This window comes from Kribbella sp. NPDC023855 (assembly GCF_040639475.1).
Taxonomy (GTDB): Bacteria; Actinomycetota; Actinomycetes; order Propionibacteriales; family Kribbellaceae; genus Kribbella.
In genome coordinates this window covers 1-19,144 of the sequence record NZ_JBFAAA010000020.1, presented here as the reverse complement: position 1 = coordinate 19,144, position 19,144 = coordinate 1, and the positions used below count along the sequence as shown (strand labels likewise).

The 19,144-nt window shown below is 67.2% G+C and carries 14 protein-coding genes; 8 read left to right on the top strand and 6 right to left on the bottom strand.

The annotated features are described in order from the left end of the window. The first annotated feature begins 21 nt into the window (after window positions 1-21). From AB0F51_RS37760 to AB0F51_RS37735, 6 genes are all read left to right on the top strand, one after another. Complete coding sequence (locus tag AB0F51_RS37760) at window positions 22-723, top strand: GntR family transcriptional regulator (RefSeq protein ID WP_360288311.1); 702 nt, start codon at window positions 22-24, stop codon at window positions 721-723. A gap of 25 nt (window positions 724-748) precedes the next feature. Next, window positions 749-1,681: a hypothetical protein gene (locus AB0F51_RS37755; protein WP_360288449.1), complete on the top strand. Its 933-nt coding sequence runs from the start codon at window positions 749-751 to the stop codon at window positions 1,679-1,681. Window positions 1,682-1,756: 75 nt separating this feature from the next. Then, the gene (locus AB0F51_RS37750; RefSeq protein ID WP_360288309.1) at window positions 1,757-2,611 is read left to right on the top strand and encodes a phytanoyl-CoA dioxygenase family protein; all 855 of its coding nucleotides are present in this window, start codon (window positions 1,757-1,759) and stop codon (window positions 2,609-2,611) included. A gap of 320 nt (window positions 2,612-2,931) precedes the next feature. Beyond that, entirely contained in the window at window positions 2,932-3,489 is a 558-nt protein-coding gene (locus tag AB0F51_RS37745) for a helix-turn-helix transcriptional regulator (protein ID WP_360288307.1), read from the top strand. Between the two features lie 674 nt (window positions 3,490-4,163). After that, on the top strand, window positions 4,164-5,456 hold the full coding sequence (locus AB0F51_RS37740; protein ID WP_360288305.1) for an MFS transporter: 1,293 nt from the start codon (window positions 4,164-4,166) through the stop codon (window positions 5,454-5,456). A 431-nt stretch (window positions 5,457-5,887) separates the two neighbouring features. Next, window positions 5,888-7,021, top strand: coding sequence for a serine hydrolase domain-containing protein (locus AB0F51_RS37735; RefSeq protein WP_360288303.1), 1,134 nt, complete (start codon window positions 5,888-5,890; stop codon window positions 7,019-7,021). 209 nt (window positions 7,022-7,230) lie between these two features. Here the strand turns inward: AB0F51_RS37735 and AB0F51_RS37730 are convergent, their stop codons facing one another. After that, window positions 7,231-8,376 carry an ATP-binding protein gene (locus tag AB0F51_RS37730; protein WP_360288301.1) on the bottom strand — a complete coding sequence of 382 codons (1,146 nt, stop codon included), beginning with the start codon at window positions 8,374-8,376 and terminating at the stop codon, window positions 7,231-7,233. A 4-nt stretch (window positions 8,377-8,380) separates the two neighbouring features. Then, the gene (locus AB0F51_RS37725) at window positions 8,381-9,037 is read right to left on the bottom strand and encodes a response regulator transcription factor (RefSeq protein ID WP_360288299.1); all 657 of its coding nucleotides are present in this window, start codon (window positions 9,035-9,037) and stop codon (window positions 8,381-8,383) included. Window positions 9,038-9,152: 115 nt separating this feature from the next. Here AB0F51_RS37725 and AB0F51_RS37720 point away from each other — a divergent pair, with 115 nt between their 5' ends. Further along, window positions 9,153-10,397, top strand: coding sequence for a serine hydrolase domain-containing protein (locus tag AB0F51_RS37720; protein ID WP_360288297.1), 1,245 nt, complete (start codon window positions 9,153-9,155; stop codon window positions 10,395-10,397). Between the two features lie 719 nt (window positions 10,398-11,116). Here AB0F51_RS37720 and AB0F51_RS37715 read toward each other — a convergent pair. Next, entirely contained in the window at window positions 11,117-12,508 is a 1,392-nt protein-coding gene (locus tag AB0F51_RS37715; protein ID WP_360288295.1) for an ATP-binding protein, read from the bottom strand. 3 nt (window positions 12,509-12,511) lie between these two features. Next, complete coding sequence (locus AB0F51_RS37710; RefSeq protein ID WP_360288294.1) at window positions 12,512-14,164, bottom strand: FAD-dependent oxidoreductase; 1,653 nt, start codon at window positions 14,162-14,164, stop codon at window positions 12,512-12,514. 282 nt (window positions 14,165-14,446) lie between these two features. Here AB0F51_RS37710 and AB0F51_RS37705 point away from each other — a divergent pair, with 282 nt between their 5' ends. Continuing rightward, a complete protein-coding gene (locus tag AB0F51_RS37705) occupies window positions 14,447-15,496 on the top strand; it encodes a M4 family metallopeptidase (protein ID WP_360288292.1) in 1,050 nt (349 codons plus the stop codon). A 63-nt stretch (window positions 15,497-15,559) separates the two neighbouring features. On the opposite strand, the gene AB0F51_RS37700 is transcribed toward AB0F51_RS37705, so the two are convergent. Together AB0F51_RS37700 and AB0F51_RS37695 are read right to left on the bottom strand one after the other, a co-directional pair. After that, a complete protein-coding gene (locus tag AB0F51_RS37700; protein ID WP_360288290.1) occupies window positions 15,560-16,429 on the bottom strand; it encodes an LLM class flavin-dependent oxidoreductase in 870 nt (289 codons plus the stop codon). Window positions 16,430-17,051: 622 nt separating this feature from the next. Beyond that, window positions 17,052-17,408: a hypothetical protein gene (locus AB0F51_RS37695; protein ID WP_360288288.1), complete on the bottom strand. Its 357-nt coding sequence runs from the start codon at window positions 17,406-17,408 to the stop codon at window positions 17,052-17,054. Between the last annotated feature and the right edge of the window lie 1,736 nt (window positions 17,409-19,144).

Below are 19,144 nucleotides of genomic sequence, written 5' to 3'. Positions count from 1 at the left end.
CGACTTGTCTAGACTGCCTGCATGAAATCTATTCCGCGGCACGAGGCGGTGGAGCGGCACCTGCGCAGCCGGATCGCCAGCTCGAAGCCCGGCGACGCGCTGGAGTCGGACGCGGAACTCACTGCCCTGTTCAACGTCAGCCGGATGACCGTGCGCCAAGCCGCTCAGCGCTTGGCCGACCAAGGCCTGATCTACCGCGTCCCGGGAGTGGGCACCTTCGTGGCCGAGCCCAGGGTCCATCGCGACCTCGGCCGGCTCCGGTCCTTCACCGAGGAGATGGCGCGGCGGGGAGCGTCAGCCAGCTCGAAAGTCCTGGTGGCAGAGCTTCGCTCCGGTACGGCGAACGAGGTGGCCGCACTCCACCTGGCGCCGGGAAGCACCGTGGCGCACGTGCGGCGACTCCGGCTTGCTGACGGCAGGCCCGTCGCGATCGAGAACGTCGTACTCCCGATGTCCTGCAGTTCGGTACTGGACAAGGACCTCGAGCACGGCTCCCTGCACGACGCGCTGCGTGAGCTCGGCGAGGTTCCCACTAGCGCCTCGGGAACCCTGGTCGCGGTCAACGCCGCCGCCGAGGACGAGGAACTGCTCGCCGTCGAGCCGCGCGCCGCGTTGCTGGTCGAGGAACGCCTCATCCTCAACCAGAGCGGGCGGCCGCTGGAGCGGACCCAGACCCGCTATGCGGGTGACGAGTTCGTGTTCAACGTATCCCTGGCACGATGACGAACGGAGTCCGGTCTTGGCCGACGTGATGACGGTGCTCGGCCCGGTGGCGCCCACCGAGCTCGGGTACGTCGATGCGCACGAGCACCTCTTCCTGCGTTCCCCGGCGTTGCCCACTGACGAATTCTGGGACGGGGAGAAGTCCACCGCCGAGGCCGCGTCGGTTCGGGCCAGCGGGATCGGCACGATCATCGACCTGACACCGGTCGGTTTGGGCCGCCGGCCGGTCGCGCTGGCGAAGCTGTCCGCCGAGGCAGGGCTGCACGTTGTGGCTGCTACCGGCTACCATCGCGTGGCGCACTACCCCGCTTGGCACTGGGCCCGCGAGGTCTCCGAGGACGTGCTCCTCGACATCCTGCTCACCGATCTCACCGCGGGGATGGACGATCGCGACTGGGCCGGTCCGCGCCCGGTGCCGTCCACCGTCAGAGCCGGCATCATCAAGCTCGGTGCCTCCTACCAGCGCATCACCGGCGACGAGCACCGCTGGTTCCGCGCCGGCGCCGAAGCCGCCCGGCGAGTGGGCGTGCCGGTGGCCGTGCACTGCGAGACGGGTACGGCGCCTCACGAGATCCTCGACACCTTGGCCCGACTCGGCGTCGCGGAGTACCGGGTCCTGCTGGGCCACATGGATCGCAACGCCGATCCTGAGCTGCACCGCGAGCTTGCCTCCCGCGGCGCGTACCTCGTGTACGACACCGTGGGGCGGATCAAGTACGGACCCGACGCGCGCATCCTGGATCTCATCGAGAGCTTGGCCGCCGCGGGTCTGGCGGGCCAGCTCTGCCTCGGTACTGATGTCGGCCGCCGCTCCATGCTGAGGGCGTATGGCGGCGGGCCCGGGATGGACGTACTCGGACGGGAGTTCCTGCCGCGGCTCGAACGCCGGCTGGGGCATGAGCTGGTCGATCTGGTGATGAGGGATGCGCCGGCGGCGCTGTTCTCCGGTCGCCCCTGACGATGAGCGGATTCGCCATCCGGATGCGTTGTCACGCCATGGACCGGCCGGCGCGCGGACGGCGATGATCGAACGGTGACGAACACTGACCTGAAATCCCGATACGACCGTGACGGCTATGTCGTCCTCGATCAGGCGCTCAGCACCGGCGAGGTCGCCAAACTGGTCGAGGAGGCCGTGCGCATCTGCCGCCGCGACCTCGGTGAGATCGACGGCGCGCTGCCCGTCGACCCGGCCCAGACCGACGACGACGCGCTGCGCCGGTTCCTCTGTATCCACTACCCGCACAAGATCTCCGAACTGATGGCCGCCACGATGCGCCATCCAGCGATCGTCTCGGCGCTCACCCAGGTGATCGGCCCGGACGTGAAGGCGATGCAGTCGATGCTCTTCATCAAGGCCGAGGGCAAACCGGGCCAGGCCTGGCACCAGGACGAGATGCTCATCCCGACCCGTGACCGCTCGCTGACCGGCGCATGGATCGCGCTCGACGACGCCACCACCGAGAACGGCTGCCTGTGGGTGCTGCCCGGGTCGCAGCGACCCGGGGTGCTCTACCCGAACCGCGAGCACGACGATCCGCAGTACGACTGCACTGTGCAGTCCTACGGCTTCCCGTACGACGACGCCGACGCCGTACCGGTTGAGATCGAGGCCGGCTCGGTGCTGCTGTTCAACGGCTATCTGCTGCACAAGTCGCTGCCCAACACCGGTCGGCACGGGTTCCGGCGGGCTCTGGTCAACCACTACATGAGCGCTGAGTCCCTCCTGCCCTGGTCGGTGCCCGCGGAGGGAACACCAATGGCGCAGGCGGACTTCCGCGACGTCGTACTGGTGGCCGGGACGGACCCGTACGAGTACAAAGGGCTGGAAGAGGTACGCCGGCCGCGGATCCGACCGGATCGCGATGGCGGTTGCGACAGAGGGTGAGCCAATGGCTTCTGTGGGCCTGATTCCGCGCTTGGGGCCGGCGGTGGCCGACTACCCGCCGGGCTCGACCTTCGGGCCACGGGAGGCCAGGTGGTACCAGTTCGTCTGGCTGCTGAGGGGTAGCGCCACCTGGTTGTGCGACGGCGTCGAAGTATCTCTGGCACCAGCAAAGCTGCTGCTGGTCAGACCAGGGATGCGCGACGAGTTCCACTGGGATCCGCGAACTCCCACTCGGCACGCCTACGTCCACTTCACCCTGTCTGGCGAAGTGCCTGCGCAGTACCCGGCTGGTCCGCGACCTGACCGGACGCCAGGATCCGATGGGGGCCCTATGCAACTACTTGCTCTGGCTGCGCAGCGCCTGCCCACCGTCGTGGCAGGTCCAGGCATCCGAGACTCTCCATCTCCTGCTGCGGACTTTTCTGACCCACCCACTGCCCGAGCAGCCCCCACCACTCCTGCCAGACCCGATCGTCGCAATGATGCGCGAAGTAGCCGACCGCTGGTCCGCCGGCCCGGCAACAGCAATCTCCCTCAAGGACCTCGCCACCGCCGCCCAGGTCTCACCGAGCACCCTGACCCGCATCTTCCGCCGCCACTTCAGCGTCGGCCCGGTAGCCGCCATCGAGCTTCTACGCCTATCCAGAGCCGAACCGTTGCTGTGGCAGAGCAACCTGTCCATGCACGCGATCGCCGTCCAGTGCGGCTTCGCAGACGGCTACCACTTCTCCCGCCGCTTCCGCACCACCTACGCAATGGCGCCGACCACGTTCCGCCAAACCCCACCAGAGTCCGTCCCACCCTCCCCAATCGAGTCCTACGGACTCACCACACTCCAATCCCTCCTACCCGGCGAAACCAGAACACGGTCTGTCTAGGCCTTGGTGTGAGTGCGGCCAGGGCTCGAACGACAGCCGCCGCCTCCGAGACTGGAGCTCAGCCCTCTCTGCTCCGCCCGCGCCAGGCCGGCGGCCGCAGACCTGAACCCCTCGGACACAAGCGACATCGGCCCGGTCCGCTCCCGCGCACTTCGCCCCAGGACCCGACCACTCATGTCGAGACCCAAGTTCGGGGACCCCACTCCTGCCACGTGGTGATCGAGGGAGCGGGTGCGCCTGTCAGGACTCGACCCTTTGACACGGCCGCGGTTGGACATCATCTGTGTCCAGGTGTCGCGCGACGAAGCACGGCTCGGCGGTCCAGCGGCGCAGCCCGGTGAAGATGTCGGTGTCGGTCTCCCCGGCACGGGATACGCGGCCCCACTAATCCCGAGGCGCTTGCCGAGGCACTCATCGAGTCTTCCCAGGGACGCGACCTTCCGGGTCACCACCGGCCTCTCCGGGGGGGCGCGAGTTCGCGCTACGTCGGCGGTCAGCGTGACCAAGGATCGTGGTGCAGGACGGGTGTCGCGGACGGTGATGATTGGTGGCAGCGCTTTCGCGGCAGGACCCCTGATCAACCCCCCATCGAGATGAGATTCCGGGGTTCCATGGGCGAGTCCCCAGGCGCGCGCTTCGGGCTTCATGCCGGAACTGCTGAGGGGGACGTCGGAGTGAGCCACCTGGCGCGGCGCGAACTGTCGGATGGCGTCCCTATGCTGCGGTGGATGACGGTGGAGACGGCATCGGCCCGGCCTCCGGTGCGATCGTTCGCCTCGATGGTGGCGGCGGTCGCGCTGTTCGGTTGCGCCGACTCGATGACCGGGTCGTACCTTGTGCTGTTCGCCTCCGAGGAGGCCGATCTGTCGCCGTTGCGCGTGGGCCTCTTCGTGTCGGCGGTCGCGTTGGGCGGCATCCTCGTGAGCACGGTGTTCGGGCGCCGGTTCGACCGATCGCCCACCCGCGGGTGGGTCGTCGTCGCGGCCGTGGCCTCTGCGGCCGGATTTGCTTTGGTCCCGTGGGTCGACGGCTTCTGGCCGCTGATGCTCATCGGCGTCACGTTGCTCGGGGCGGCAGGCGCCGGTTATCCGCAGCTGTTCGCCTTGGCGGACATCGCGTTCGAAGGCGCGATCAAGAAGCGGGTCGCGCCACTCTTGCGGTCCGGGTGGTCGCTGGCCTGGGCGGTCGGGCCGCTGCTCGGCGCCTGGTTGCTGGGCGTCGCCGGCTATTCCGGCCTGTTCCGGGTGGCCGCCGTGGTGCTGGTGCTGACGATGGGCGTGGTGGCGCTGGTTCCTCGAGCGGCGGACGTCGCTTCCGGCCCCGGCTTGGCCAACCCGTCCACGTCCGCGCGGTCGCGGCCAAGAGGCCCCGTGGTCCTGCTTACGGCGGCCATGGTCCTGGTGCACACAGCGATGTTCGCCGGTTCGGTGGCACTGCCGCTGTACGTCACGGCTGAGCTGGACCGCCCGAGCGGCGATGTGGGCTTGATTTTCAGTGCCTGTGCAGTGGTGGAAATTGCCGCGGCGCTCTTGCTGGTCTGGGTTCTGCCGCGGGTCCGTCTTCAGCAGCTCGTTCTGGCAGGCCTGGTTCTGTTCATTGCGTACTTCGTGGTGGCGGCGCTGGCCGAGAGCCTGTCCGCCGTGCTGATCGCTCAGCTTGCGCGCGGTGCTGCGATCGCCGTCATCGGTACGGCGGGAATGCAGCTCTTCCAGGCCGTTCTCGCCCCGGCCAGCGGTACCGCAGCCGCGCTGTTCTCGAACGCGGCGACGGCCGGCTCGCTGGTCTCCGGGGTCCTGGCGGGCGCCCTCATCCAACTACTGGGGACGCGCGCGACGTTGGTCTCCTGCGGGGTGCTGTGTGTCGCGGCCTGCGGCGCGTTCTGGGCCGCCAACCGCCTTCACCGCCGCGCTCCGGATGACCCGCCGTCAGGCGGGCCATCCGGTGACGATCGGGCATCGCAGAGATGACCACGACCTGACCCCGTACCTCGGGCCTCACCACCATCTCGCCGGACAAACGCCAGATCGCCGAGAGCCGTCGGGGAGGGTGAAATTTTCGGCATCCTCGGCCCGGAGGGCACCGGCAAGATCACCACCGTCGAGTGCGTCGAGGGCCTCCGCGTCTTCGTGGCGAGCACATTCCCGAGCAGCCCGGTAGCCGGCGCGAGGGCAATGTTGCCGTCGGCGACGATCTGGTCACGCGTACCGGCCGCACCGGTCGTGGCCATCAGCGAAACTGCCGCGTCGGCCGGAACTCTCGGCCACCGTCGCCACAGTGGAAACAGCGGCGAAACACCGAAGCCGCCAAGGTGGTTCTCGTTCCGCACGACGGGAGTTCTGGCAAGGAGTTACCTTGCGGCTGCCGGTGCACTCCAAGGAAAGGAATCACTGTGAGGCGAGTGACTACTCGATCCGTCGCCGGTTTGGCCGGTGCTGTGCTTGTTCTGTCGGCAACGGTGCCCAACGGCGCACTGGGTGCGGGGGCGGTGGCCGATGGCGCTGCCCGGCCGCAGATCGCTGACGTTGACGCGGCACTGGAAGCTGTAGCCGCGGTACCGGGTGTGGTGGGGGTGATCGGCGAGGTGTACTACGACGGCAAGCGCATCGGTAAAGGTTCGGCAGGCTCCCGCCTGCTGGACGGCAAAGGCGGCGCGATCCCCTCCGACGCCCGCTACCGGATCGGATCGCAGACCAAGCAGATGACCGCGACCATCGTGCTGCAACTCGTGGCAGAGGGAAAGCTCAGCCTGGACGACAAACTCAGCCAGGTCCTGCCGCAGGTGGCCGCGCACGACCTCGTCGAGCGTGCGTCCGAGATCACCGTGCGCCACCTGATCGCCTTGACCAGCGGCATCCCTGACTACTTTCCGCTCGATCCGCTCGACTTCACGACGAACTACACCCCGACCCAGCTCGTGGAGATCTCCCGGAAGCGACAGCGACCAGTGGAACTCGGGACGTTCAACTACTCCAACACCAACTACATCCTGCTCGGCATGATCATCGAAAAGCTCACCGGCCATGGTCTGGCCACCGAGTTCCAGCGGCGCTTGTTCGGGCCCTTGCAGATGACCGACAGCTACCTGCCGACCAAACCTCCGGAGGGGATCGCAGGCCCACACGGCCACGGCTACTGGCCCGACGACGCAGGCGTGGCGCACGACGTTGACCGGCTCAACGCCAGTGCCTTTCTGGGAGTTGGCGGAGTGGTATCCACCGCACGCGACGTCAGCCGGTTCCAGCGGGCGTTCCAGCAGGGCAAGCTCCTGCCCGCCGACCTGCAGAAGGTCATCACCGACCCGCCGGCCGGGCAGCTCCCGCTGCCACCCGGCGGTCCCTGCGCCGGCAAACCCGAACTGCTCCCCGGCCACGCCGGGGCGGCACCGGGGTTCGTTGCCAGCACCTACACCTCCTCGGACGGCCGCCTCCAGTTCGCCGTCTCCACCACGGTCGCCGACCGCCAGAGGTTGTGGCAGGAAGTGTCGATAGCAGTCACGCATGCCGTCAAGGCGGTGTTCTGCCCGTCGCGCTAACTAATCGTCACGCCGGGCCGGCCGCGACCCCAAGGCCCGGCTTGACGGCTCACCTCATGGATGGGCTTTCGTGGTGGCCGTCAGTTGGCGGCGATGCGGGCGTTCGGGATGTCGGCCGTCAGTTGCCCCCAGTCCGGGTAGGTCGGCGTCAGTTGCGCGGCCGGCGATGTGCGGTCGGACGAGCGGGACCTACTCAGCAGTCGGGCGGGTCAGGTTGGGAAGCGGAGGTGGAGGTCCAGGCCGCCGCCTTGATTCGCGGTGGCGGTGATGGTGCCGTCGTGGGCGAGCACGACGGCGCGCACGATGGACAAGCCGAGTCCGGCGCCGCCTTCGGCCGGAGTACGGGTGCCTTCGCCGCGGACGAACGGGTCCAGCAGGCGGTTGACCTGGTCCTCGGCAACCACCCGCCCGGTGTTGACGACGCGGAGGAAGGTGAAGCCTGCTGAGCTGCCGGTGGTGACAATGATCCGTCCGCCGGGATGGTTGTACCGGATCGCGTTGCCGATCAAGTTGGCCGTCATCCGTTCCAGCAGCACGGGCTCGCCCACCAGCGGGGCGTCATTGAGGTGCTGTTGCACTGTCAGGTCTCCCGCGACCACCTGGTCGACGACGGCGGCCAGTACGTCCGCGATGACCTCGGCCAGGTTCACCGTTTGCAGGTTGACCGCGCCGGCTTGGCTGCGGGCCAGCGTGAGCAGGCCGTCGAGCGTCCGTCTGCTGTTGTCCACCGCGTGGCGAATGTCTTCGGCCATCGTCAGCAGTTCCGCTCGGCTCGGATCGCCGTCCAGGGTCACGTCAATCGCGGTTCGCACGGTCGTCAGGGGAGTGCGGAGCTCGTGGGCGGCATTCGCGGTGAACAGCCGCTGACTGTCGAGTACCCGGTCTCGCTCGGCGACACCTTGCTGGATCCGGTCGAGCATGCCGTTGATGGTCTCGGCCAGCGCGGCGAGTTCGTCCTGCGGCGGGTTGACCGGTACTCGGTCGGACAGGTTCTCGGCGGAGAGTCGTTGCGCCGTGGCCGAGATCGCGCGAATCGGTCGTAGTACGCGGCCTGCGACGAGCCATCCGAGCAGAGCCGCCAGTACGGTGACCACGGCGAGCGCGATGGCCGCCTGGGTCAGGAGGGTGGCGAGGGTTTCGTTCTGGAGTTGCTGGGCGATCTCGGACGGTTCCTTGGCTTGTGGAGGCAGTGGGGGCGTGCCCGGCCCTGTCCGCTGGAGCAGGAAGACCTTGCGGTGTTCGAGGTTCTCCCGCGTCAACACGTAGGTGAGCGCGGTCAGCGCTACGCCCGCCGCCAGGACCATGGCGGCGTAGAGCAGTGCGAGCCGACTGCGGGCGGTCAGTCGCACACGCATGGCGTCATGTCCGGATCCGGTAGCCCGCGCCGGTCACGGTCTCGATCAGCGGTGGGTCGCCGAGCTTGCGGCGCAGCGTGCCGACCGTGATCCGGACCGCGTTGGTGAACGGGTCGGCATGTTCGTCCCACACCTTCTGCAGCAGGATTTCCGCGCTGACGACGTCACCCGCGGTGGTCATCAGGTGGGCCAGTACGCCGAACTCCTTCGGTGCCAGCGGCAACATCCGCCCGGCCCGCTCCGCCGTACGTCGCGCCGGGTCGAGAGTCACGTCGGCGACCCGCAGTACCGGCGGCCGGGCGGGGCTCGTACGCCGGGCCAGCGCGTGCACCCTGGCCGCCAGTTCGGAGAACGCGAACGGTTTGCCGAGGTAGTCGTCGGCGCCGAGCCCGAGTCCGTCGACCCGGTCCTCGACCGTGCCCGACGCGGTCAGCATCAGGATGCGCGAGTCGCCGCGATCGGCGAGCCGGCGGCAGACCGTGTCGCCGTGCACCACCGGCAGATCGCGATCCAGCACCACCACGTCGTACGGCGTGAGGTCGTGCTTGTCCAAGGCAACTTGTCCGTCCAGCGCGACGTCGACGGCGAAGCCGTGCTTGCGCAACCCCGTCGCGATGTACCCGGCCAAGGGCTGTTCGTCCTCCACCAGCAGCACTCGCATGATCCGAGTATGGCTGGCCGGACCTATGGGTTTCGTATGGACTCGCGAGCGGCTGCCGATATGCCGTGCCCGGTAGACCTTTCGGTGACAGTTCATCCAGCGAAAGGAAGCACTCATGGCTCAACCGTCCAGGCGTTCGGTCCTCGGTCTGTTCGGCGCGACCTCGGTGGCCGGCGGCGCCGCGCTCATCGCCGGCCGGACCGCAATCGCCGACACAGGTCTCGCCGACACCAGTCGTGACGGCGCAGGCCGGATCCCGCCAGGTCTCCGGCCCGGTGGCGAGCTGGACCGGCTGATCGCCGACAAGGCGGCCAAGGACGAGTTCTCCGGGTCGGTGCTGCTGACCCATCGCGGTAGGACCGTCCTGGCTCGGTCGCACGGCCTGGCCGACCGGCAGCGCGCCGTCCCGAACGGGCCGGACACCATGTTCGGGCTCGCCTCGGTGACGAAGCTGTTCACCGCGGTCGCGATCGCGCAACTCGTCCAGCAGGGCAAGGTCTCGTACGGCGAGAAGCTGGGCGCGTACGTCGACGGGTTCCCTGCGCCGATCGCCAACGGGGCCACCGTGCACCACCTGCTCACCCACACCTCCGGATTCGGCGACTTCCACCAGCTGCCCGGTTATCTGAACGCAGTACCAGGCTGGAACACGCCGGCCGAAGTCATGTCCGGCACCACCGACTTCATCCGCAAGTCGGAGCCCGCCTTCCCAGCCGGTGCGGGTTGGCTCTACAGCAACTCGGCGTACCACTTGCTCGGCGAGATCATCGCCAAAGCGTCCGGTATGTCGTACTACGACTACGTCCGCCGGCATGTGTTCGCGGCCGCCGGGATGACCAGCACCGGCTTCTTCACCAAGCCGGAGTGGCGCGCCAACCGGCGGATGGCCCACCCGTACCGGCGTGATCCGAAGGGCCTATGGACCGACACCCTCGGACAGTTCGCGTACATCGGCCTCCCGGCCGGAGGTGCCTCCGCGACCTGCGCGGACATGGACCGGTTCGCCCGCGCGCTGTGGAACGCCAAGCTGCTCGATCGCGGCCAAACGGAACTCGTCTTGAGCGGGAAGCAGCCGATGCCGACGCAGGGCCCACCGCCGGGCCAGGCGGCGAACCCGTCACCGGACACCCCGCCCGCCGGGGGTTCGCGGATGACCGCGTTCCAGTGTTACGGCCCGATCGGCAAACTCGCCGACGGGAAGTGGTCGTTCGAGTTCGGTGGCGGCAACACCAACGGGCATGCGACCGCGATCCAGTTCTTCCCCCAGGACGACTGGGTCGTGGTTGTCCTCAGCAACTATGCGAACGCCGCAGTACAACCAATCGTCGCCACCGCCAGCCGCCTGATCCTCGCCAAGTAGGTGGCGGTCCGTCGCAGGTAGTCCCCGTTCAGCGCACCCTGCGTCGATCACCGCCCACCAACGCCGTTCGAGGTGTTCTCAGCCACTCCGTGCAGCATCAAACTCGGGCTGGAGGAAGGATGCAAAGATCGCGATCCGGCAACAGCGGAGCCGATCGCGAGGCAGTTTAGTGGACTGGCTCTTCGGATCGTGGCCGCGAGGCGAGATCGACGACTCGTGGCCACAGGACGTCCACTTCGACATTCAGCGGCACCAGGCGCGATGGTTTGCAGTCTCGTCTCAAGTAGGAGCACGGGGTGAATCGCAGCAGCGGAAACTGTTCATAGAGGCCAGTGAGCCGAGGACTAAACCAGTGGGACCTTCGGTCCTCCGAATCATGGAGACTGTTGCAATTCTTGTCGATGCTCAGGGCGAGGAAAATGTCGTCGCCGCGGTTGGGTAAAGGTTCCGAGCCGAGCTGGCGGACGCTACGACGGGTGGCTGGCTCCGGGCGGCGACGTTGAGAATGCTGCCTGTGGCCGAGTTCCTGGCTTTTGAGTTCGAGTGCGGTCACCACAGGCGGCGCCGCGTGGGGGTGAAAGCACGAAACGCGAGCCGCTGGGGGGTCCAGTTGCTCGCCTTACCTATGTCCGAGGTGGAACACGCACCTTTAACTATACGGCTCCAATTGAGCGTCTGAGTTTTCTGCAGCTCTGTGGTCTCCTGCAGAAGGCGGGTGATCAGGGGGTGGACTTCTGGCGGATGGGGATTTCTACGTGGAGGGTGGTCTCGCCGGGGGTGGAGGTGATGGTGATGGAGCCGTTGTGGCGTTCGACGATGATGCGTTGGGCGATGTCCAGGCCGAGGCCGGTGCCTTTGCCGACGTCCTTGGTGGTGTAGAAGGGCTCGAAGGCCCGGGCGGCGACTTCTGGTGGCATCCCCTCGCCGGTGTCGGTGAGCTCGACGACGACCTTGTTGCCTTCGGCAAAGGTGTGGATACGCAGGGAGCCGGAGCCTTTCATCGCGTCGACGGCGTTGTCGATGAGATTGGTCCAGACCTGGTTGAGCTCACCGGTGTACGCCTCGATCCGCGGGAGGTCGCCGTACTCGCGGACGACCGAGATCCCGTCGCGGAGCTTGTGGCCGAGCATCGTCAGGGTGTTCTCGAGACCTTGGGTCACGTCGGTGGGCTGCAGGGACGCGCGGTCCATCTGTGAGTACGACCTGACGGCCGCGACCAGGTCGGAAATGCGCCGGGTCGACTCCTTGACCTCGGACAGCAACGTGGTAGCGGCGAACGTGCTCGCCACCCAGTCCAGCCCTGGCTCGAGGTTGTCTTCATCCAGTACTGCGGCCGCCCGCTCGCACCAGGCGACGTCGACCCCGGCCGCGGCCAGCGGCTGGGCGATCACCCAGTCACGTTCCACCCCATGACGCCCGAGCCAGGTGGCCATGGCGTTCTCCTGATCCGCGATGTCCAGCGGGTCGAGGCCGGCTGCGGCCGGCTGGATCTCGCGGCGGAGCTTGTCGAGCGCGGTCAGCTGCGGGGCCGAGATCTCCCCTTGGGCCAGCCGGTCCAGGGAGGAGATCAGCGTCTGGCAGACAGCCTCGAGCGCGTCCGCGGCACGCGTCGCGGCGGCTGCGGGATTGTTGATCTCGTGGGCGAGGCCCGCGGCAAGGGTTCCGAGCGTCACCAGCGACTGGCGTTGCCGCGCGGTCGCCTCGATGGATCGTGCGGTCCCATAGACCCCGTTGATCAGGTGACCGCCCAAGGGGAACCAGGCGTCGGTGAGCGTACGCAGTACCGGCGCCGGCACCCGCAGTACGCGGCCCTCCTGCACTCCCCGCCCCGACGCGAGATAGACCCCTCGCTCGTCCCAGGCCCTGAATCCACCCGCCCAGCGGCCCGGCACGTCCATCCGGCCGACCACGGTGTCCTCCCTGCCGACGTGCCTCGACAGCTCGATCGCGCCGTCGACCAGCACCCACCAGTGGTCCGCGTGCTCACCCTCGGTGAACAGCTTGATCCCGGGCTCGATCCGTACTTCGTCGCCGCCCTCGAGCAATTCCCCCAACTGTGCGTCACTCAGCCCGGCGAAGAGGCCGAGTCCGCGGAGATCGTCGACGCGCATGACTCACACCGTCGCCAGATAGCGGTGCACGAGATAGACCGACATGGCGCCCTCTCCGACCGCGGAGGCGACTCGCTTCATCGAGTCGAGTCGTACGTCGCCGGCCGCGAAGACGCCGGGCACACTCGACTCGAGCGCGAACGGGGCCCGCGGCAAGCGCCAGGCCTTGTCGTGGCTGAGCAGCTCCTGGCCCGTCACCACGAACCCCTTGGCGTCGCGGACGACATCCGGGCCGAGCCATTCGGTCCGTGGGGAGGCGCCGACGAAGACGAACAACCAGCTCGTCGGCAGCTCTTCGGCGCGGCCGGTGTCCCGGTCGGCGATGGTGATGGCCTCGAGGTGCCCGTCGCCACGGCAGGCCGCCACCTCACTACGGCGTCGCACCTGGACGTTGGGAGTGGACGCGATCTTGTCGATCAGGTACCGCGACATCGTGGCTTCCAGCGAGGCGCCCCGGACGATCAGGACCACCTTCTTGGCGTAGCGCGCCAGATTGAGCGCGGCCTGGCCCGCCGAGTTGGCTCCGCCGACGAGATAGACGTCGTCGCCCTCGCACTGTCTCGCGTCACTGGCACTCACGCCGTAGTACACGCCGCAGCCGGTGAGCTCCTCGAGCCCGGGCGCCTCCAACCGGCGGTACGAAACCCCGGTGGCCACGATCACCGCGCGGGCCTCGATCTCGCCCCCGCCCTCGACCAGTACGGCATGGACCGGGCCTCTGGTTTCGAAGCCGACCACCGCGCGAGCAAGCACCATCTCCGCGCCGAACCGCGATACCTGGGCGACCGCCCGCTGGGCGAGATCCAAGCCGGTCAGTCCTTTGGGGAACCCGAGGTAGTTCTCGATCGCCGCGCTCTGCCCGGCCTGTCCACCCGGCGCCTCGCGCTCGACGATGACCGTGCTCAACCCCTCTGATGCGGCGTACACCGCAGCCGCCAGGCCCGCGGGACCACCTCCGACGATGCACACGTCGTACAGGGGCTGCTGAGCAGTGGTACGGAGGCCGAGTGCTCCCGCGAGATCGAGAGTCGACGGTGAGCGGAGGGTGTCGCCATCGGGGATCAGTACCAGCGGCAGGTCCGTCGCTCCCGCTTCGGCGAGTTGCGCCAGCCGCTGAGCCTCGGGATCGCGCTCGACGTCGTACCAGCGATAGGGCACGTAGTTGCGGGCCAGGAAAGTCTTGATCTCGTGGCTACGGTCGGACCACCGGTTGCCGACCACCCGTACGTCGGATGTGTGGTCGGGGTTGGCCTGCCGCCAGTCGTCGAGCAGGTCCTCGATGACCGGATACAGCCGCTCCTCGGGCGGGTCCCACGGCTTGAGCAGGTAGTAGTCGAGGCCGATGTCGTTGATCGCCTTGATCGCGACATCGGTGTCGGCGTACGCCGTGAGTAGCAGGTACTTCGCGCCGGGTGCATGGGCGCCGGCCTGCTCGAGCAGCTCGATACCGGTCATCTCCGGCATTCGCTGGTCGGCGGCGATCAGCGCGACCGGCTGGTTCCGCAGCGCGAGTTTCGTCAGTACCGCAAGGGCTTGTGCGCCCGAGTTCGCGCGCACGATGAGGTAGTCGTCGCCGTAACGGTTTCGCAGATCGCGGGCGATCGCGGCGGACACCATGGGATCGTCGTCGACGGTCAGGATCGTCGGTTTGCTCATCTGGGCTTCCCCCCAAGGGTCAGGGTAGCCACGACGATGACCTTCGAACAGAGTTACGCACCCCCGGCCCGGGCAGCGAGCTGAACGGTGACCGGCTGATTGCAAACGGCAACAGATGGTTGCTCCTGTTGCCGGGGGCGACGAGTTGTGGCGGTGTTGGTTGTTGGTTGTGTGTGCCGGTAGATGCAGGAAATCCCTGAACCTTGGCATCGGCCCCTTCCTCCGCGGCTACGCGCGACCTACGTTGTGGTGCCAAGACCCCGCGTCGAGAAGGAGCCTCCGATGGCGCCAAGGACCTGGACCACTCCCATCGCCGTGACCGCGGCCGCGGCCCTGACCCTGGCCGGGCTGACTGCGCCCGTCGCCAGTGCAAAGCCCCCGGCCGGCGCCACAACAGCGAGGGCGCTGGTGTTCATTCCGAACCCGGTCCAGTCCAGTGGTGACCAGACGCTCACCGACCAGAAGGACTCGGCGACGGCGGTTCCTCGCGGTGAGTACTACGAGGTCACACTGACCGACCTGGACGGCTCTGGCTACCTGCGCGGCAAGTGGGCGAACGTGCGGAGCAGCACCGGCACCCCGGCGTACAGCACGGACGGCACCTACTTCTACGACCGGCACGACGACCAGTTCGAGCAGGTGATGTCGTACTTCTGGGGGACCGAGGCGCAGAAGTACCTGCAGTCGCTCGGCTTCGGCAGCGACTTGCCGCCGGTGAACGCCGAGAGCCAGGACTACAAGGTCGACCAGTACGGCGTCGACAACTCGTTCTCCTGGGACAAGCACGACACGATCACCCTCGGCAAGGGCGGTGTGGACGACGCCGAGGACGGCGAGGTGATCGTCCACGAAACGGGTCACGCCGTGCATGACGCCCAGGTAGCGGGATTCGGGTCCTCGCTCGAGGCCGGCTCGATCGGCGAGGCATGGGGCGACTACTTCTCGGTGACGGTCGGCGACTGGGTGGCGAAGAAGTACGGCGTACCGGTGAAGGCGCCGCTGGCCTGCGTGATGGACTGGGACGCGACGTCGTACACCTCGACGGTCCCGCACTGCCTGCGCCGCCTGGACGCCGGCAAGCACTACCCCGAGGACGTCGCGGGCGAGGTGCACGCGGACGGTGAGATCTGGTCGCAGGCGCTGTTCCAGATCCGGACTGCACTCGGTTCGACGGTCGCCGACCGGATCATCGTCAACGCTCAGTTCGCCTTCGCTCCGGACACCAGCTTCGCGGCCGGAGCCCGGACCACGGTCGCGACCGCACGATCGATGTACGGCTCAACGCAAGCCGCCGTCGTCCAGAAGGCCTTCGCGGACCGCGGCATCCTCTGACCCCGCAGATGGGTTGATCAGGCGGACCTCCTCGCGGCCCGCACTGTGGCTGCAGGAGGTCCGTCATCCGAGGCTCGGTGGGCCTTGTTCGATGCGCCGGAGGATCGGGTCGAGGCGGTGGAAGTCCGTGCCGCCGATCAGCTGGCGTTCGTCCCACCACGTGGCGCCGGCCTCGGCCAGCGGCTCGATCAGAGCGCGTGACTGCGCGGGATGCGCCGGGCTGATCCCGCCGACGATGACATCGTACGGCGTGGTCCGGTCGCCCCGATGGTCGTGGAGATACGCCACCAGCTCCCGCAGTTCGTCGACCGGGGGTGCCTGGCCGTGGTTAGCGCTCTGGAACAGTGGTACCGCGCCGTCCCAGCGAGCGGCCCGCCGCATTGGAGCCTTGCGTGGCCAGTAGCCGGCGATCCAAACCGGCGGCCGGGGACGCTGAACCGTTGCTGGGAGCAACGTTACGTCGTCGACCCGGTAATGGTCGCCCTGGTGGTTCACTGTCTCGCCCGACCAGTAGCCGGCAAGTAGGTCGAGCCCTTCGTCCAGCCGGCCGGCCAGTACCTTGGGATCAGTCGCGTCGCCGAAGCTGCCGAACTCGTCGTCAATCGGTCCGCCCAGGCCCGCACCGAAGATCACCCGCCCGTCGCTCATCCCGTCCAGCGTCGCGACCTGCCGCGCCAACTGTTCCGGCCGGCGCCGTGCAACCGGCGTCACCAGCGGACCGAGCTTGATCCGCGAGGTCGCCAGCGCGGCGGCGGTCAGCAGCATCCACGGATCCCCGAAAGGCTGGCCCTGCCGCCGTACCTTGCTGTGGACGACGTGATCCCAGAGGAAGAGGCCGTCCCAGCCGGCCTCCTCCGCGGCGGTCGCCACCTGTGCGACCGTGCGGGCGTCGGCGAAGTCACCGAAGTTCGGAATGTTGATCGAAAAGCGCACCCTTGCATCCTCACCTATCGAGACGCAGTTCGACGAGCGGAATAGTCGCCGCGCAGCGATATGCCTCCACCTCGACGAACCCGCGCGGCGTGGACGAACCGCAGGCAGCGCTGCAGATCGCCTCTCCGAACCCACAGCAGATCACGGTCATCGAGGTAACCGACCGGGCTGGATCAGCCAATCTGGCAGTCTCAGTGCGGAGGCACGGTTCCGTGACCGAAATGTTGTCATCAGCAACGTACTCGGTCTGTGCGCGTTTCCAGGATCCGGACATAAAGAAGAGGTGACACGTATTGCCGTGTCGCCTCTGGAGAAACAGATATTTCGGTGTCCGAGACCGAGCACGCACCTTAACCACACACCTTGACCTCGACGATGATGACGTCGGTCGAACTCCGTAAGCGCTGACTTGCGGGCGAGGTTGACCGATGCTTTCCGCCGATTTGCAATGCTGCCCTGACACCGAGCGGTCGATCGCGGATAGGAGTGAGTCGCTGGACTAGCTCGGCGCCGTGAGCGCGCCACGCAATCAGCAACTCCCGGTGATCGATGTCCGGGAGTTGATGATGCGGTACGCCGGCGTCGCGGCAAGCTTCTGGGTTCCGGGCCGATAAGAACACCCTTACGCTTTCGCGGGGAACGATCCCAGCTGGGTCCAGTCCTCCATCGCAGTCGTCAGGATCTTCTTGACGCTCGTTTTCGCATGCTCGAGCGCCAGCTCGATGAAGCACTGACAGCGGCGAAGGTCGTCACCGTTCAGGACGCATAGCAAGACACCGGTGATCTGCACGCCGCGAGCTGCGGCGGTGGCCTTCGCATCGAAGGGCAACGGGATCCGTTCAATCAGCTCCCGAGCGAACCGCTTCGCGAGGCTGCCGAAGCCGAACAGCGACATGACTCCTCCGCCGAGTAATCCCAGGACCTCGTGTGTCTTGTCCTTGGTGGCAAGGATCAACCTCGCGACCTCGGCGAGCGCCATACAGTGACGTCGACGCCGGGAGCGGACAAGCTTTCTGAAGGTCTCTGACACCGCGTAATCGGCTGCGCGCTCAGTGACCGTCTTCTGCCAGCCATCTGTGACAACAGCCGCGCAGAGCTCGAGAGCGCTGTCAACTCTCCTCCGTTTCGCAGACGAGAGGTCGCTGTATGAGCGAACTTTCGGCGGTTTTCGCTTGCCGTTAACCTGCGAGTATCTATACGCACCGGCGCCTGAGGTCCGCTTTGTTCTACTTCCGCTAGCGGTCCGTCGCCGCGCCACCGACCGGGTACCTGTGGAAGTTGCCCGTCGTCCTGCCGAGCCCTTTCGGCTGGGGGCTCGGGCGTGCTTGTGTTGCCAGCAGTGCATGCCCTCTCGTTTAACAGAGCGCCTGCAGCGCCGACCGTTACGTTTGACCCCCCTGCATTTGACCACACAAGAATCATCAAGTGTTCAGGCCTGGCCTGCATCGGTGGCGGTGTGTCACGACGATTCACGCACTCGCGCAGCCCGAATTTCACGCGTTCAGCGCCAGAATGTCCCGAACAGGGTTTGCAGCGGAACGACTGACCGGCGCCGGCCGTTGCCATGCCCTTCGCCTGGGGCTTGTGTCTGGGCCAGGGCGTGTACGCCGGAACCTCGCTACCCGCCACGCATTTGCCGGATCTATCAGCTACGCCACGGCCTGTAGCAGCGATGTACGGCTGCCCGAACTGCGTGACATGCCAGTGGCCACCCGGAGGGTTCGATGACGAGGCCGCGGAACGCTCGTGGATCGATTCTCAGCCCCGATCCAGGCGGACCGCGCTGAGTGGCAGTCCGTCGTCATAGACGCGCGTTGACGGAGCTGCATCCATCGCAGCCCACATGGCCGAGGAGCGAAAGGCCGCCGCCGCGGAAGCCTAGAGGATCGATAGGCAGCGGTGGCGGCGATGAGGTGCGTGACCTTCGAGGGCCGGTGCCGAACCGCTGGCTCGATGGAGTTGCGAGCGCTGTACGAGCTGGACAGCGCAGACATCGAGAACCGGTCAGCTATCGACGATGACGGCAAGACGATCGTCTGGCTCCTCGCAGGCGCGTCCCCGGCCCGGACAATGGACCCCATGGCCTGCTGGAAATCAGGCGATGGATCTTGGGCGCGAGCCGAGGAGGCCAGCGGAAGGGCTCACCAAGGCGGTGCGCTTCGCCTCTGGGATGACCTGGAGCGGGTCCGCTCGAGATGGGAAGAGACTGGGCGTTTCCCGCTCCATGAGCTGACTGTGGAGGTCACCCCGGAAGCGACCAGTGTCACCAGTCCGGACGGCGAACGGATCATCCATCGCTAGGCATCGCCCGACTGTCCAACTTCGCGAGGACCATCTGGCTGAGGGACTACAGGAGTGGGCAGGGCCCTCCAGTTCGTCGGAATCTTGATGAGACTGTTGCAATTCTTGTAGGTGCTCAGGGCAAGGAACATGCTGTTGCCGCGGTTGGGCAGAGGTTCCGAGCCGAGTTTGGCGGACGCGAGACGGGGGCTGGACCGGGCGCGAGGTTGAGAGTGTTGCCTATGTCCGAGTTCCAGGCTGTTGAGTTCGGGGGCGGTCACCACAGGCGGCCCGCGCTGTGGGCACCCGCGCGACGGAGGAGCGGTAGTCGCGGGAGGGCGGGTGGGAGTGGGCTTGCCCCCGGGTGGTGGACACCGGGTTATGCGGCTTTGGCCGCGTGGTGGTGTGTGAGTTCGTACTGTATTGGGCTGGTCA

What these genes read in the sequence shown, in the direction of transcription:
- AB0F51_RS37745 (WP_360288307.1), top strand. Translation starts at nt 2,932, where the DNA reads ATGGGGGCCCTATGCAACTACTTGCTCTGGCTGCGCAGCGCCTGCCCA.
- AB0F51_RS37715 (WP_360288295.1), bottom strand. Translation starts at nt 12,508, where the DNA reads ATGCGCGTCGACGATCTCCGCGGACTCGGCCTCTTCGCCGGGCTGAGT.
- AB0F51_RS37710 (WP_360288294.1), bottom strand. Translation starts at nt 14,164, where the DNA reads ATGAGCAAACCGACGATCCTGACCGTCGACGACGATCCCATGGTGTCC.
- AB0F51_RS37760 (WP_360288311.1), top strand. Translation starts at nt 22, where the DNA reads ATGAAATCTATTCCGCGGCACGAGGCGGTGGAGCGGCACCTGCGCAGC.
- AB0F51_RS37705 (WP_360288292.1), top strand. Translation starts at nt 14,447, where the DNA reads ATGGCGCCAAGGACCTGGACCACTCCCATCGCCGTGACCGCGGCCGCG.
- AB0F51_RS37725 (WP_360288299.1), bottom strand. Translation starts at nt 9,037, where the DNA reads ATGCGAGTGCTGCTGGTGGAGGACGAACAGCCCTTGGCCGGGTACATC.
- AB0F51_RS37695 (WP_360288288.1), bottom strand. Translation starts at nt 17,408, where the DNA reads ATGGCGCTCGCCGAGGTCGCGAGGTTGATCCTTGCCACCAAGGACAAG.
- AB0F51_RS37720 (WP_360288297.1), top strand. Translation starts at nt 9,153, where the DNA reads ATGGCTCAACCGTCCAGGCGTTCGGTCCTCGGTCTGTTCGGCGCGACC.
- AB0F51_RS37730 (WP_360288301.1), bottom strand. Translation starts at nt 8,376, where the DNA reads ATGCGTGTGCGACTGACCGCCCGCAGTCGGCTCGCACTGCTCTACGCC.